Genomic DNA, 15219 nt, shown 5'->3' with positions numbered 1-15219 from the left:
TATTAAATCTAATTAAGTAGAGAGGCTCGAAATGCAAGTAATTGAACAGTATCAAAGGTTTGAATTAACTAAAACCTACACAGAATCAAAAAATCCTTTTTCTGATGTCGAACTTTTTGGATATTTTAGTAATGGAAAAACCACTAAAAAGGTTCGTGGTTTCTACGATGGTGATGGATTATTTAAACTAAGATTCATGCCAACCGAGTTAGGTATCTGGAATTATTATACTCAGTCAAATATATCAGAACTTGCTAATCTGACGGGCAGCTTTGAATGTAGTCAACCAAATCAGGAAAATCATGGCATGGTTGTTACAAAAAATAAAACATATTTTCAATATAGTGATGGAACAGACTTTGCCCCATTTGGGACTACCCTGTATGGATGGCATTTACAAAGTGATGAGCGACAAAATCTGACTTTAGAGTCACTAAAAGAAAATAAGTTTAATAAAGTACGGATGACTGTCTTTCCTATTTGGAATTATATGTTTCAAACGGAATATACAAGTTATCCGTATAAAGTTATCAAACGTGAAAAGATTGATAAAAAGAGTAGTTCCGAGCATCCTGATAATTATACGGTTGAATTAGATCATCAGATCTTCAATCCAGCATATTTTCAGCACCTAGAAAACTGCATTGATGAATTGACGGCTTTGAATATTCAAGTTGATTTAATCCTTTTCCATCCATATAATGATACGCCACGTGGCCTATGTTCTATGACCCAGCAAGAGGATTTTAAGTATATTGAATATTTGGTAGCTAGATTGGCTTCATATAAAAATATATGGTGGTCTATGGCTAATGAATACGATTTGGCTGATATGACTGGACAAAAAAAATTGGCGGACTGGGATGATTTAGCTGAAAAGGTCTACTTAGAGGATCCTAATCGCCATCTACTGTCCATTCATAACTTTTATGATCCGCCAATTCATAAAGGAACTACTAAGAACTGGTACGACCATACCAAGCCATGGATTACACACTTAAGTGTTCAAACGGATAATTTGTTTTTTGTGGATCAATGGAAACAAGAATATCGTAAGCCGGTTGTCATTGATGAATGCCGGTATGAGGGCAATACCCAATATGGATGGGGGGATTTAACTCCTCAGCATATGACTGATTCATTTTGGAAAATTGTTGCACGCGGCGGTTATGTTACTCATGGAGAATCCTATGTTGATGGTGAAGTGCCACATGCACCTGTATGGTCTTTTCACGGTGCAAAGCTTGTTGGTCAAAGCTATTTAAGAATGAATTATTTACATGATATCTTTCAAAATAATCATTTAGGGCATTTGAATGCAATCGCCACCACGGGCCCACACTGGGAACTTTATGGTGGTGCAACAGATGATTTTAATAAGGTCCTAATCTATTTTGGAGATAGTCAGCCAGGATTTGAAATCTTTGATTTCTTACCAGCAGATAAGGAATATTCTGCACAGTTGATTGATACCTGGAATATGACGAGCACTGTATTTCCAATAAATCTGAATAGTAAAAAGTTTTTCAAAATGCCAAATGATCAACAATATATTGCACTGCTGTTGATTGCTAAATAAATTTGTTAGGAGTGTTTTTTTATGAAAAAAGGATGGCTAATGAAGTTTTCATTGCTTTCTATTTCATTGGTTTTAACTTCGGCAAGTGTGATTTCTGGAAATATTCCAGCAATGGCAAAAAGCTTCCCGGACGTTCCATTATCATCTATTGAAATGTTAACCACTGTTCCGGCCCTCATGGTTCTGATTTTTGTTTTATTGAGTAGTTTTTTTGCGAAATGGTTAGGTACGAAGCAAACTGTTCAGCTAGGTCTGATTATTTCATTGATTTCTGGTCTGATTCCTGTATTTAGTACTAACTTTACGGCTATCTTATTGTCTAGAGCTGGATTAGGAATTGGTTTTGGTTTATTTAATTCCTTAGCGGTTTCGATGATTAGTTACTTTTTCGATGGTGATGAACGTGCAAAACTGATTGGCTTTCAAAGTGCATTTCAAAGTTTAGGTACCGCTATTTTAGCATTCGTTGCTGGTCAATTACTAAAAATTGATTGGCATACAAGCTTTTGGGTATACGCTATTATTCTGCCAATTATTGTGTTGTTCACGTTATTTGTTCCAGCGATTCCTAAGGAACAGGTCAGAGAACAAGCCAATGGTACAGTGGAAAGTAAAAGTGGTTTGAATCCAAAAGTGCTAGGATATGCTACTTTCTTGCTTGTGATTATCATTATCTTTTCTGCATCTAATGTGAAGTTGGCGGAGTTGGTGACTAGTAATGGCTATGGGACTCCTACTGACGCAAGTAACATTTTGAGTATCATGTCGATCGCCGGAATGGTTGCAGGTTTCATCTTTGGGATGATTTACAAGTCGTTAAAGAAATATACGTTACCATTTGCCATTTTGGCAATGGCAGTTGCGTATGGTCTTTTCAGTTTTTCAAATAGTATTTTATTGACCGGTATTGGTGCACTGTTTGTGGGATTTGCTTTCTCGATTGTTGTACCATACTTATTTAACCAAGTAAATGCGATTGCTCCCAAAGGGACTGAGGCACTTTCAACATCATTATTGTTAGTAGGTGCCAACTTAGGATCATCCATTTCACCATACGGTCTTAAGTTTCTCGGTAGTATCTCGGGGACTTCATCTGTGAATGGTGTTTATAGATTGGGTGCAATTATCTTCGTAATTATTTTTGTCATTAATATTGTTTTCTTGATATTGCGACGTACTAAGTCGATTGGAAAGTTGAATGTTTGATAATAATAGATTATGAAGCATAAGTTATGCGTAAAGTAAGTGATAGGAGTCCTCTGAGCCAAGATAGTTTTGGCCCAGGGGACTTTTTTAATTAGTCAAAATAACTTTCTGAAAATCGAGGGGGTTTTACATGTACGATGAAGCTGAGTTATTAGAAGCTAAACGGCAAATTGATTCGACCTTGCATAAGATCCGTGAAGTCGAGAAGACTTTTGAAGCTAAAGACGATCCGTCACGGTATAAGTCTCAACTGACTTTTGCCAAACGCCGACTAAAAGCTTTTAGCATCGCGAATCAGTTGATTGAAGAGAAGCTAGCTGAATTGAAGGCCGGTAGTGGTCACTAGTTGGACGCTAGTAGTTAAGATTTAAGTAGGCTCGGCCATCGGTTGAAATTTCACCTCCTGGGCCTCCCGCACCACCGATAGAGATGGCTTGAGATTAGTAAAGAATTGATAAGGGGTATTTAAATAGCATGAGTGAAACAGCAGCGAATGAAGTAACACAGCGTGAAATGATCCGGATTATTGGGTTGTTCCGCAAGAACGGTTTTAAGGGCGAATACGTGAGCTTCCAGCACGTTGTGGATGAAGATGAGGGTGCCAGTTACTTTGTCGTCATGTCCGATGAAAATAACGGGACGCAAGGCTTGTTCAAAGCTGACTTGCTGAGTGGAACCATTGAATTCCAATATATGCTGGATGAGAATCATGAAGTAGCTAAGTAAATAGATTGATTGGAAGGGATGGCTACGGTCGTCTCTTTTTTTTTTAGCACGTCCCAGTTTATTCATATTTCATGGAAAATACGTCTTTTAGTGATTGTTGTGGTCTTTCGTAGATGCACTATTACAATTTTTGAGAATATACCAGAATTTTTTAACATGTTGATAAACTAAACATTTCCAATCTATTCACGGAGTCCCCAAAATAGTCAAAAAAACAATTACGATCAAATTCTATCCACAATTAGAATTTGATCGTGATTTTTGATTTACAACCAGCACCCGATTTATTTGGTGGTGATTTAGGATAGTCGATTGACCCACTGACCAACGTGGGTCAAATAGGTGCGCCGTTTTTCTACCGTAGCGGCCGTGATGCCACCGAAGTTGTGCCATTTAACATTTTGAATGCCCAGTTGTTTGAGGGTGGCGCCAATTAGAATCCGCTTGATTGCGTCACCACAGAATAGGCGCTGATAAACCGTTGGCGAGGTGGAAGTGGTCAAGACTAGTGCTGATTTGATGTTGTCAAGATGGCCAGCTACGCCCCGACTGGTTGACGTATAGGCCAGTTCGGGCCCTCGCTTCATGACTTTATCAAAGAAACCTTTCAGCATTGCCGGAAGGTCGTTCCACCAGATGGGGGTAATGATAATCAGTTGGTCAGCTTCTTTTAGTGCGGCCAAGTATCGCGTGACCAAGGGATCGGTGGTGGCGCCGGATGCGTATAATTGCAGTTCTTGTTCATCATAGATCGGATTAAAGTTGTCGGCGTATAAATCAAGTAAGCGATACCCAGTTTGATTGTGGGCCAGTGGTTTCAGCGCTTCGGACAAAACGGCGTGGCTAAAGCTTTTATCATACGGATGGCAATAAATAATAAGGGTGTTGGACAATTTTTTCACGCTTTCAGGAGGGCAGTTAAGGTTGACGATAATAGGTCTGGTTCATAGGGAACGACTCGTTTGATGATCAAGAGGCCGTATCCCTGGATAAAGGCCCAAATTTGAATAAACAGGCGTTGCGAGTCGAGCTTGGGATATTGTGGCTTCAACTGGTCAATCAGCCCGGTGGTCAGTTGGTAAAAGCTGAACTGATCGGATGCTGCGGGATGACTCAGGAGCCGTTGGGCGACCGGATTAAAGAACAAAAAGTCCATCGTATGTGCGTCCGTTTGGAATTTTTGCATTAACCAGTCGGCCATTTGCAGCAGTTGGGACTGCGGTGACGCACTTAAATCTAAACGGGGTGTGACTTCAGTTGCTAAATCCCCCGAAAGAATAACGGTCACCTCTTTGAATAATGCGGCTTTGCTATTAAAATGTTTATAGAACGCACCAGTCGTTAGACCAACTTGTTTGGCAAGCTGTCTCAGTGAAATTTTTTCATAACCATCGGCATGAATCTGGCGAATGGCTTCGTTGATAATTTGTTGATTGGTGGGCATCATGAGTTGCGTCATAAAAGAGCTCCTTCCACGTTGGATAACAGTGTTATCTTAAATAAATGATAACACTGTTATCCAACGTGTCAAGTCAGTTGAGACTAGCGGATAGGGTTCGTTTTGAGGAAGTCGCCGAGTTGGCGCGGGGAATAAATTAACGGCGTCTTAAAATAATCATCCCAAGATGGGGACCCGGAATATTGGGTTTAAGATGGCGGCCACAAAATAAGCGTGCGAGCATCAGTCATTATGTTAAGGCGGTCATTATTTTAACAGGAATTAAGACTTGCTTTAAACGCTAATTTTAGTAGGATGAGAGTATGACAAAACAAACTGAAACGACCCAAGCACGGGTCAAGGTGTTTAAAGCGTTAGCTGATCCGATTCGATTGGAGATTATTCGTTACTTAAATCAGCTCGACCATGGCGTTTCTTGCGGTGAAGTGGACCGCGCGATGCAGATTGGCAAGACGTCCGGTTCCTATCACTTTAAAATTTTGCAAGCGGCGGGATTGATCACCACCCATAAAGTCGCACGCGAAAAATACGTGGCGTTAGACCGGGCAACTTTTGACCAGTACTTGATTCAGTTCTGGCAAGACTTATAGGTTATTAGACCAGTGGAGAGCAGACCAGTTGGGATGCTCTTTTTTGCTGCAAAGGCTTGTCAGTATAATACGGTAATGATATGGTTATATAGTTCAAAATACTTTGAACTATATTCTAAGACACTTAGGGGGAATAATATTGGAAATGGTAGAGCAAGGTAGACGTACTAAGTGGGTTTTGGCGCTGACATCGTTAGGCTTTTTCATGGCGATGATGGATGCGATGATCGTCACCACGGCTTCCACGGCCATTCGAACGGAGTTTCAAATTTCAGTTAGATCATTGCAGTGGGCTTTAAACGCGTACAACATTACCATTGCGGCGGTTTTGCTAGTTGGGGTTACGTTTGGTGAACGGTGGGGCCGACGCCGAATCTATAATTGGGGACTGTTGATTTTTACGGTGGGTTCCGTTCTCTGCGCGCTATCCACAAATATTAACTGGCTGATTCTTGCCCGTATCGTTGAGGGGGTGGGCGCGTCCGTCATGACCCCCATGTCAATGGCAATTCTAAGCGCCGCGCTACCGGATAACCAGCGGGGACGCGCACTAGGAATTTGGGGTGGCATCGGTGGTCTGGCCCTAATTGTTGGCCCGTCTTTGGGCGGCTTGATTGTGGCTCAATTTGCTTGGCAGTGGATCTTTTGGATCAACGTTCCGGTGGGGGTGTTCGCCATCCTGTTATCCAGACGCTATTTGCCAGAAAGTCGGGGTCAAAACGAGCCGCTTAATCTGATTGATAACGGCTTGATGATTGGGACGTCGACGGGTCTCATTTGGGCACTGTCGGTGATGACTAGTGGTACGGGGGGCGCACGACTTAAATGGCCGCTACTGATTGGGATGACCAGCTTGCTTGGTGGCGGCTGGTTACTTTATCGCCAAGCCCACGAAGCACTGCCGATGATTCCGCTGAGCTTTTTTCGTAAAGCAACTTTTACGGGTGGCAATCTAGCAACGGCCTGCCTTTACGGATCGATGTACGGCGTGGTGTTCTTTTTTCCCCAGTACTTGCAGGCCAGTGCGCGGGCAACGGCGTTAATGGCTGGTCTGGAACTTTTACCCTGGACGGGAACGCTGGTCGTGGTCGCGCCGTTTGCGGGCCGGGCGGTCGACCGGTTTGGCGAGCGTCAAATTGCGATGATTGGATTGTTGTTTCAGGGAATGGGCTACCTGCTGATTGCAGGATTTGTGCACCGGTCGTACGGTTGGTTAGTGCTGCCGCTAATGCTAGCGGGGGTCGGATTATCAATGGCGGGACCGGCCTTACAAAAAGCCGTCATTGGCGCCGTTCCCAAAGTAGCTATTGGGAAAGCTTCTGGGATCTATAACGTCTTTCGGCTATTAGGGGGTGCCTTAGGAACGACCTTTGCAGTTATAAGCTTTTACCAGTTTGCTGGCCCAACTTTTGCGAGCGGGTTTCAGGCCACCATGGTGGAGACGGCCGCACTCTCGTTACTTGGTATTGTTGGCGCGCGCAAATTGGCGGTTAAACCGGTGGCGTGAGCTTGGTAGTTGGGAATACCCAGTTATCGAACGGAGTCAAATAGGTTATCAAATATTCACGACTGGATTTTCAATAGCGCTGTCTGATGACGACGACACAGTTCATTTTAAAATTGACGCTAGTAGCTGATGAAACTGAGCCGATAAACTAGGGTAAAGGAAATAGGGCTGGGACAAAATCAAAATGAGTTTTCAGAAATGTCATAATTGAAGTGCCCTAATCGATTTCTGGGCAACTTGGTGTCCACCATGTAAAATGCAAGGACCCGTAGTTGAAGAATTAGATGCCGAAATGGGCGATAAGGTTAAGTTTACCAAGTTAGATGTGGACGCTAATCCGGAAACATCGACGGCTTTTCGAATCATGTCGATTCCAACTCTGATTGTTAAGAAGGATGGCAAGGTTGTTGAACAGTTGGTCGGCTTACACATGAAAGATCAGTTGGCAGCAGTTTTAAACCAATACGTTGACTAAAGTTATCTATACATTAAAAAACAGAATAGTGCAGATTGGTTTCTGACACGGGCTTCATTTAGAAATGTGCTAGATGTTATGATCCCTCTGCGATAGTTAGACGAAATGTTATCACTTATCTAACTATCGCGGAGGGATTTTTGACAATTTTAATTATGGGCTGCACCTTTCAGCGGTACATGTCCCTGATCCTATCAATAGCCGCTAAATACCCGGTTTGCAAAGCTTCAGGCGCTAAAATTTGAACATTGGTTCCGAGAGCCAATAAATATTGAATCATGTAGTCATACTCATCTTGGTTGTAGCCACCATACAAATAGTCCTGACCGTCAATAGATTCAAGTTGCATGTTTGCATAGTGGTTACGCTGCACAATTTCACGACCATGTGGGGTGAGTTTGCACCGATACGCAATATCGTGATGTTGTTGGTCATAGGTCGTTTGGCGTTGCTTGAGAGCTTCATAGCTGAGCTGGGCCGGTTGATCGGTTTCGGTGAGGGCAGTCACCGTATCGCAACGAATGATTTCCCAGTTCTGGGTCGTGAGGTTAACACCACTGACGAACCAAACACCGTTACGGAAAAGTAGATCGAATAACTGAAATCGCTGAGGCATTTTGGAGGCCTTCAGCTGCAGAGTGACCACAGTTTCGTTCAAAATGGCGCTTAACAGTGGTCGCAAAAGTTTAGGCCCATCGAGATTAGGAATCGTATAGTAGTTAACGACTTCCTGCAAACGGGTCACTTTTTGTTGTTCAGCCAAGGGTAAGGTGGCCATGAGCTTCTGATAAATCGTGGTGTAAGATTTCTCGAAAGGGGTCGCTGATAATAAACTTAGTGCTTTGATGGCAAAAAAGAGCGCGTTGATCTCTTGAATATTTAATAATACGGGAACCCATAGTTGGCGTTTAGTCAGTTTATAACCGCCGTAACGGCCGGGTTCGACGTAAAAGGTAAGTCCTAACTGTTCTAAGGATTGAATGTCACGCAGAGCGGTGCGTTTGGAAATGTCAAAAGCGGCCATTAAGTCGTTGACGTGGAACTCGTTTTTGTAGCTTAAGAAAATCAACTCTTGGTTTAAACGTTCAGATCGGTCCATTTAAATTCCTCCGCAAATAGTTTTCAATGGTGACGGCACTTGGCACCTTTAACAGTTAGTATAGACCTTGTTGAAAGATAAAAGAAATGAGGACTGACTAATGATGAAAACTTTACTGATTAATGCCCACCCTGATTTTCGTAACGCTGCTCACTACTCTATTCAAATGGCACAGGATTTTTTAGCACAGTTTCGGGCGGCTTTCCCCAGCGAGACAGTCGATGTTTTGAACCTATATGATACCGAAATTCCGCGGGCCACGACGGCAGAATTGCTGGGTGTGTGGGAAAAGCAAGCAGCACATGTTAGCTTGAGCGCTACAGAGCAACATGTTTATGACCTTAATCAGCGGTTACTGGCACAATTTAAATCGCATCACCGTATCGTCATCGCCACACCACTGCATAACTTTAACGTGACGTCGAAGCTAAAAGATTATATGGATAATATTTTAGTGGCGCGAGAAACGTTTCGGTACACGGAAGCTGGTTCAGTGGGCTTGATGACGGACGATTATAAAGTCATGTTGTTACAAGCTAGCGGCTCAATTTATACTCGGAATGACCGCTACACACCGATGGAATTTTCACGGATGTACTTGGATAAAATGTTTACTGAAATTATGGGCTTTGACGCCTTTTACATGGTTCGGATTCAAGGCACTCAGACACAGGGCGTCGATATTAGCCAGGCGGTTAGAGATGGGCATGCTGAATTGACGGCGGCTTTTCCCAAATTTTATCAGCGACAACGGTGATGGCTTAATTAATCACTAACATACCTGACACAAGACTAGCTTATTGCCGACTTGTAGCTGGATCAAAAGTATGAAGTTACTAAGCAACATTGATTGATTTAAAAGGGATGGTTAATGCCATCTCTTTTTAGTCATATGTATTGTTATGAAAGCTGTATACTTAAAGTAGATTTAGTTTTTATAGTACACGTTTCAGAAAATTTCTCACCAGAATGATTTAGTTATTGCTGAGTTATTTGATTGAATAAAGGAATATAAAAACGAGGTGGCACATGTGCTGAGTCTTGATGATATACAACCATTTCCAATAGAGAATGAATCTATAGAATATAAGGAAGTATTCAATGAAAAGTGTAAAAAGGAAATTGCTGCTTTTCTAAATGGTACACAAACAGCTTATATTTACTTTGGCGTGAATGATGTTAGTCGTAAAGTCACACATATCTATACTGATGATGAGAAGCATGCGGTTGAAGAACAAGTGGGACGCTGGCTATCCAGTCCAACCTATTACCCGAGCCCTGTGGGTGCTGTACACGTGTGGACTGGGCAAAAACTTTTCTGCATTGAGGTTCATCCGGGAGAGGCTAAGCCGTATTTCTTAGATGGCAGGGCATACGTCAGGAATGGTTCAGAATCGGTCAAAGCCTCCCAAGAACGTGTTACTAAGATGATGGTACTTCAGGACTTAAGTTCATTTGATGCCACAGAATCGCCCATGCAAGATCTGAAATTGGATGAAATTAAAAGCGTCTTTGAACGGGAAAAAATCAACTTTAAAGCTAAGGCTTTAGGGTTCTTAAACCCGCAAGGCCTATTCACGAATGTTGCTTTCCTCATGAGTAGTCAAAACTATTTTTCAGTAAAAGTTGCCATTTTTGATGGTGTAACAGTTGATCAGTTTAAAGATCGACGAAAGTTTAGTGGCTGTTTGCCAAAGCAAATTGACGATATTTTAACATTTATCAGCCTTAATAATTCCTTGTCAGCACGGATTACTGGGCAACCGATGAGAGACGAAAAGAGAAGCTATCCTAGTGTGGCGATTCGTGAATCAGTAATTAATGCGATTGTACATCGCTCTTACTTTAGTAAATCTCCTGTCCAAATTGAGATTTTTGACGACCGATTGACTATTATGTCTCCGGGCCCCTTGCCGGGTGGAATGAAATTAAAAGCAGTTTTGGCAGGACAAACACTTCCTAGAAATCCCCAGGTGGTCAAGGTTCTTAATAAGTTGAAGTATATTGAGGATTATGGGACGGGAATTAGAAGAATTTTGAGCAGTTATGCGGATGAAGATAAAAAACCAGAATTCAAAACTAGTGAGGATTTTGTAAAAGTTAGTCTACCAAATTTAAATTATGGCAAACAATTGTCTAAGCCAGCATTTCCTAACGTTATAGCGATAGACGATTCAGGAACAGTCAAGGAAGTTGTGGATAAGCAAGGACAGATTGTTGAATATTTAAAGGACCATTCATACATTACTAGAGCAACTGTTGAATTGCTTCTGGAAGTAAAAGGGACACAAGCTAATATATATTTAAAACAACTGGTTGACGCCAATATCTTGAAAAAGGTTGGTGTAGGCCGCGCAACAAGATATGTACTGGCTCATCTAATTCTTAGCAAATAAATATACCGGGAGATACCGGGAGATACCGGGAGATACCGGGAGATAGAAGCATGCTATGTAATTGCGCATATTTACATGGTGCTTTTGATACAAGAATTATTCGAATAATTTATTGTTAGCTTTGATATTGCTGACTTTGTAGGACTACGAATTGTGATTGACCTGCTTTTTTTAGGAAGAACAAGTGGATTCAGAGTTGTTTGATGGTCAGAATATCAATAATCGTCTTAAATATCTCCCTTTGGTGTAACTTCCTTAGTCGATTTAGGTTGCTGTTGGATTTTTGGGTCAGAGACGTTTCGAATTAAAAATCGGTTACGGAAAAATCCTTGAATTTTTCGTAACCGATTTTAATTTATGAGTTTTCAAGCAAAGCATTCCATAAAAATTGCTCATTTTGGATTACTTCGACTGCTGTTTTAAGAGATACTGATAGTATTTATAGGCTGAAATGCTGAGCATTGTTTGTACCGCGGCTCCCACTAGCGACCAGCCAAAGATCTCTTGAGCAGTCACTCAAAGAAAGTGGGGATAAATCAGTGTGTGATGCCACGGCGCTAATTACAAGAAAAAGTGCAGGACTAGCAATTACTTTAGTTATCCAAATAGCGCGGGTGATGGGCAGTCTTGGTCGAGACTTATTTGTTCATTAATGTGACAACTTTTCATTTAAAAATGGCAAGGTCTGACAAACCATTTCGAAGGTTGATGGCGTCCCATGGCATATGCTCAGCAATGCTTAATCCGACTAAGTCATTTTGTAGCCCAATCATGTTTAGTAATGAAAAAACTTGCTTTAAAGTCATATTACCAACGGCGGCCGGAAAGTTATCCGGGTTGGTATGGGGCTGTCCGGGATAAATAGAGCGAAAGTCATCAGGATTTAAGACATCTAGATCCCAATGAACAGCGACATGTTGAATGTTGTTTGTGGCGATCCAATTCGAAATAATCTGATTATCTTTTGCTAAGTCATCGGGCGTTGCATAATTTAAGGATAACTCATTAACGGTTTGATCCATTGGTCGTAGTTCATCATATTTAAGCCCGGCAAGCATGACGTGACTGGGGTCAACATGATTTTTAACTTGTTCGTTAAATACAGGGGCACCAGCATTTAGTAGATTAGCTAGGACCATTTCGTGAAGATGGTGTGAATTGCTGAGATTAGAAACATCGGGATGTACATCTAACCAAATGATACCAAGTCGGTCATAGTGCCCGTTTAAATAGTCAAAGGGAGCCTCTGAAATGGAACAGTCTCCACCTAAAGTAATTACACGACGAGGTTGCTGAAGTTTTAAAATATCAGTCGTTATTTGAAACTGTGTCAGTAAGGCAGTTTCGCCATCAATACCCTGATTCTGATCAGGCAGAGGCGTGGTTGCAACTGGGACTTTGAGTCGTTCAATATTTTGTCCGTGGGGGACAATTGCTGCTAATATTTCATTGCCAATCTGATAATCAGGATTATTGCCACCTTGCCATTGCGGTAAGAGTAGTTCTAGCGTTTCTTTTTCCAAAATAAGACCTCCAAAAGTTTATATGTTGACATATCGAAATATAACGATATAATAATCTTCATGATATTAAATGTCAATGTTTTTAAAGCTTTGTCGAACCAGACACGTTTAGACATTCTTAAGTGGCTTAAGAATCCAGAAGAAGAAATTACCTCGGTTTCTTGTGAGACAGTACGCTTTATGATGACCGAAAGAGGAGGAATTTGTGTTCAGGATTTGGTCAAGAAAGCTGGGTTAGCACAATCAACTGTTTCAAGTTACTTATCAATGATGGAAAAATGTGATTTGTTAGTTTCAGAGCGCCATGGCAAATGGACGTATTATCGTCGTAATGAGGCCGGCATTCAAAGTTTAAGGTCACAAATAAGAGAAGAGTTATAAGCTAACTCTTCTCTTATTTTTAAGCCTATGCATCTACAATTTGCGATATGTAGAACGGACGATAAATATAAGTAATATTGATACGACTTTAATAAATTAAATGGAGGATTTTATGATGAATACAAATAAGGAAAATAAAACAATCGTAGAAAAATTAATCGTGGATGCGCTGGTGAACAATGATGTTGCAACTGTTAAAGATTTGGTGGCTACAAGTGCTGTGACCCATCGTGCTGGTTTTGCCTCTTTATATCAGGCAACGGGCGATGCTATCCCTCAAGATGGTAACTTCATGGATTGGATGCGGGATGGTTGGGATGTGTTGCACGCGGCATTAAGTGATCAAAAAGTACGGGTAGTGTCAATTGTTGCTGAAGATAATCAAGTTATTGCTCACTTTCATTACAACGTTTTGCATAGTGGGACCTTTACTAAGATGCCTGCAACTAATAAGCGGATTGAATGGGATGAAATTGGTATCTTTAAGTTCAATAAAGACGGGAAAATTCAGGAAATGTGGTATATGATTGATGAACTACGGGTTGCGCAAGAATTGGGTCACAAACTCGTTTAGGTGGTTGTTGGCGAAAAATGAGCTGATTTAGAAGAACAAGCCTCGGCCGGTTCCTTTGAGATGAGTGATAAAAGGTATTACCGACTTATCCCCGATTCTTTAAGAAAGCTGGGGATATGTGAATAAAGGTTGGCCGGTTATCTGGTTATCTACAAGGGGATAACTATTTCGGTATAAGCGTTACGCACAGGAGTGCTCAGAAATTTGGTTGCCAAGGAAATTTGAAACTCCGAGTGGTTAGATTAGGAACCGCGATGATATCGACACGACTAAAATTAAGCATGATCTATCACGGTATATGCGCCAACTGACCCGGGATATATTGGCTAAGAATCAGTTTGTTGCTAAGTAAATAGATCGATTTAAAGGGGTGGTTAAGGCCACTCTCTTTTTTTAAACACAACAGGATAACTGTGACTATTAATTTGAAAACTGGTATGCTCAATTAGACTAAAATAGTTATTTTATTAAGCGCGAATGGTTCAGCTCAGAAGACAAATTATTGACTAGCGAAACTAATTACGCTAAGCTGACAAAAAATAACAGCAAGCAATATAGGGTGGTGAAAGAATGCTAAATGCAACCGCAATAAATTATAAAGATAGCCTGTATGGTGAATTGGCAAAGGTCGGGAAGAGCCTTTCTAGCGAACGCCGATTGGAAATTATGGATTTACTGGCACAGGGGCCCAAAACGGTCGAAGCCATTTCAACTGAGTCTAAGATGAGCATTGCGAATACCTCGCGTCATCTACAAGTTTTGCGTGAAGGGAACCTGGTAGCTCGTCAAAAATCAGGTAAATTCGTCTATTATACGTTGGCGACGAATAAAGTTGTCGCGTTATTTTATCTATTGCGTGATGTTGGCGAGGAACAATTGTCAGCAATCCGCCAGATCCAAGCTGATTTTAACCGTTCGGAACAAATTGAGAGCATCACGTTACCAGAGACCTTGGAAAAAATGAAGCAGGGTAACGTGGTCCTACTGGATGTCCGTCCGGAGTCAGAATACAGCCATGGTCATATTGATCAGGCAGAAAACATTCCAATTGATGATCTGCAAGCGCGGGTCACGCAACTGTCAAAAGACCAAGAAATAATTGTTTATTGTCGGGGGTCGTTATGTGCCTATGCAAATATGGCGACTCACGAATTGAATGAACAGGGATACCACGCTTATAGCTTGAATGAGAGTTACTACGATTGGCAACAAGCAATTAAATAAATTTTAGCCGCTATTATCAGGAGAAAAGTCTTGATAGTAGCGGCTTTTTTGTTGGGGTTGATTTTAGTCACTAATAAAAAGTAAGCAAAACTGTTGACGATTAAAAATAAGCATGCTATATTATTATCATTCAATTGATTGATTGAATGTAAAAATGACAAACGAAATGAGATGACTTAATTGGCAATGGTAAAATCGCCCAAATTGCAGTTATTGTATTTTAAAGCGAAGTGGTGCGCTCAGTGTTATACCGAACAACCAATAATTGAGCAGCTTACAGCCAAATTTCAGAGCCAATTACAATTGCGCCAATTTGACCGCGATGAGGTTCCTGAGTTGGTTACGAAATACCAATTAATGACCGTCCCAAGTTTCGTGATTAAACGTGACCAGAAGGTGCTGTATACGGCAACTGGTTACATGACCAATGAGCAACTAAAAACATTAATTAGTTATTATCTTTGAAACGGAGGCGGGTTG

General features: G+C 41.3%; 17 protein-coding genes. 13 read left to right on the top strand and 4 right to left on the bottom strand.

Annotated features, from left to right (window positions below; all coding sequences use genetic code 11):
• The first annotated feature begins 31 nt into the window (after nt 1-31).
• From RA086_RS12325 to RA086_RS12310, 4 genes are all read left to right on the top strand, one after another.
• Nucleotides 32-1579 (top strand): DUF5060 domain-containing protein, encoded by a 1548-nt coding sequence (locus RA086_RS12325; protein WP_308704078.1) that lies wholly within the window; start codon nt 32-34, stop codon nt 1577-1579.
• 21 nt (nt 1580-1600) lie between these two features.
• Nucleotides 1601-2785 (top strand): MFS transporter, encoded by a 1185-nt coding sequence (locus tag RA086_RS12320; RefSeq protein ID WP_308704077.1) that lies wholly within the window; start codon nt 1601-1603, stop codon nt 2783-2785.
• A 130-nt stretch (nt 2786-2915) separates the two neighbouring features.
• A complete protein-coding gene (locus tag RA086_RS12315; protein ID WP_308704076.1) occupies nt 2916-3131 on the top strand; it encodes a hypothetical protein in 216 nt (71 codons plus the stop codon).
• A 128-nt stretch (nt 3132-3259) separates the two neighbouring features.
• Nucleotides 3260-3511 (top strand): hypothetical protein, encoded by a 252-nt coding sequence (locus RA086_RS12310; protein ID WP_308704075.1) that lies wholly within the window; start codon nt 3260-3262, stop codon nt 3509-3511.
• Nucleotides 3512-3810: 299 nt separating this feature from the next.
• Here RA086_RS12310 and RA086_RS12305 read toward each other — a convergent pair whose 3' ends face one another.
• Entirely contained in the window at nt 3811-4404 is a 594-nt protein-coding gene (locus RA086_RS12305) for an NAD(P)H-dependent oxidoreductase (RefSeq protein ID WP_308704074.1), read from the bottom strand.
• 5 nt (nt 4405-4409) lie between these two features.
• Nucleotides 4410-4970 (bottom strand): TetR/AcrR family transcriptional regulator, encoded by a 561-nt coding sequence (locus RA086_RS12300; RefSeq protein ID WP_308704073.1) that lies wholly within the window; start codon nt 4968-4970, stop codon nt 4410-4412.
• A gap of 302 nt (nt 4971-5272) precedes the next feature.
• On the opposite strand from RA086_RS12300, the gene RA086_RS12295 reads away from it, so the two are divergent.
• The 3 genes from RA086_RS12295 (at nt 5273) to trxA (ending at nt 7542) form a co-directional block, all read left to right on the top strand.
• Nucleotides 5273-5560, top strand: a complete 288-nt coding sequence (locus RA086_RS12295) for an ArsR/SmtB family transcription factor (RefSeq protein ID WP_308704072.1) — start codon at nt 5273-5275, stop codon at nt 5558-5560.
• A 145-nt stretch (nt 5561-5705) separates the two neighbouring features.
• The gene (locus RA086_RS12290) at nt 5706-7067 is read left to right on the top strand and encodes an MFS transporter (RefSeq protein ID WP_308704479.1); all 1362 of its coding nucleotides are present in this window, start codon (nt 5706-5708) and stop codon (nt 7065-7067) included.
• 220 nt (nt 7068-7287) lie between these two features.
• Nucleotides 7288-7542 carry a thioredoxin gene (gene trxA / locus RA086_RS12285; protein WP_308704478.1) on the top strand — a complete coding sequence of 85 codons (255 nt, stop codon included), beginning with the start codon at nt 7288-7290 and terminating at the stop codon, nt 7540-7542.
• 169 nt (nt 7543-7711) lie between these two features.
• Here the strand turns inward: trxA and RA086_RS12280 are convergent, their stop codons facing one another.
• A complete protein-coding gene (locus RA086_RS12280; RefSeq protein WP_308704071.1) occupies nt 7712-8641 on the bottom strand; it encodes a helix-turn-helix transcriptional regulator in 930 nt (309 codons plus the stop codon).
• Between the two features lie 100 nt (nt 8642-8741).
• On the opposite strand from RA086_RS12280, the gene RA086_RS12275 reads away from it, so the two are divergent.
• Together RA086_RS12275 and RA086_RS12270 are read left to right on the top strand one after the other, a co-directional pair.
• Entirely contained in the window at nt 8742-9398 is a 657-nt protein-coding gene (locus RA086_RS12275) for an FMN-dependent NADH-azoreductase (RefSeq protein WP_308704070.1), read from the top strand.
• A 274-nt stretch (nt 9399-9672) separates the two neighbouring features.
• On the top strand, nt 9673-11037 hold the full coding sequence (locus RA086_RS12270) for an ATP-binding protein (RefSeq protein WP_308704069.1): 1365 nt from the start codon (nt 9673-9675) through the stop codon (nt 11035-11037).
• A 665-nt stretch (nt 11038-11702) separates the two neighbouring features.
• Here RA086_RS12270 and RA086_RS12265 read toward each other — a convergent pair.
• Nucleotides 11703-12560: an arginase family protein gene (locus RA086_RS12265; protein WP_308704068.1), complete on the bottom strand. Its 858-nt coding sequence runs from the start codon at nt 12558-12560 to the stop codon at nt 11703-11705.
• A 60-nt stretch (nt 12561-12620) separates the two neighbouring features.
• Between RA086_RS12265 and RA086_RS12260 the strand changes: the two genes are divergently transcribed.
• From RA086_RS12260 to RA086_RS12245, 4 genes are all read left to right on the top strand, one after another.
• Nucleotides 12621-12941, top strand: a complete 321-nt coding sequence (locus RA086_RS12260; protein ID WP_308704067.1) for an ArsR/SmtB family transcription factor — start codon at nt 12621-12623, stop codon at nt 12939-12941.
• Between the two features lie 112 nt (nt 12942-13053).
• Nucleotides 13054-13515: an ester cyclase gene (locus RA086_RS12255; protein ID WP_308704066.1), complete on the top strand. Its 462-nt coding sequence runs from the start codon at nt 13054-13056 to the stop codon at nt 13513-13515.
• 570 nt (nt 13516-14085) lie between these two features.
• Nucleotides 14086-14739 carry an ArsR/SmtB family transcription factor gene (locus RA086_RS12250; RefSeq protein WP_308704065.1) on the top strand — a complete coding sequence of 218 codons (654 nt, stop codon included), beginning with the start codon at nt 14086-14088 and terminating at the stop codon, nt 14737-14739.
• A gap of 186 nt (nt 14740-14925) precedes the next feature.
• A complete protein-coding gene (locus RA086_RS12245; protein ID WP_308704477.1) occupies nt 14926-15204 on the top strand; it encodes a thioredoxin family protein in 279 nt (92 codons plus the stop codon).
• Nucleotides 15205-15219: the final 15 nt, after the last annotated feature.

The organism is Lactiplantibacillus brownii (assembly GCF_031085375.1).
GTDB lineage: Bacteria > Bacillota > Bacilli > Lactobacillales > Lactobacillaceae > Lactiplantibacillus > Lactiplantibacillus brownii.
This window is presented reverse-complemented; position numbering and strand designations above follow the sequence as displayed.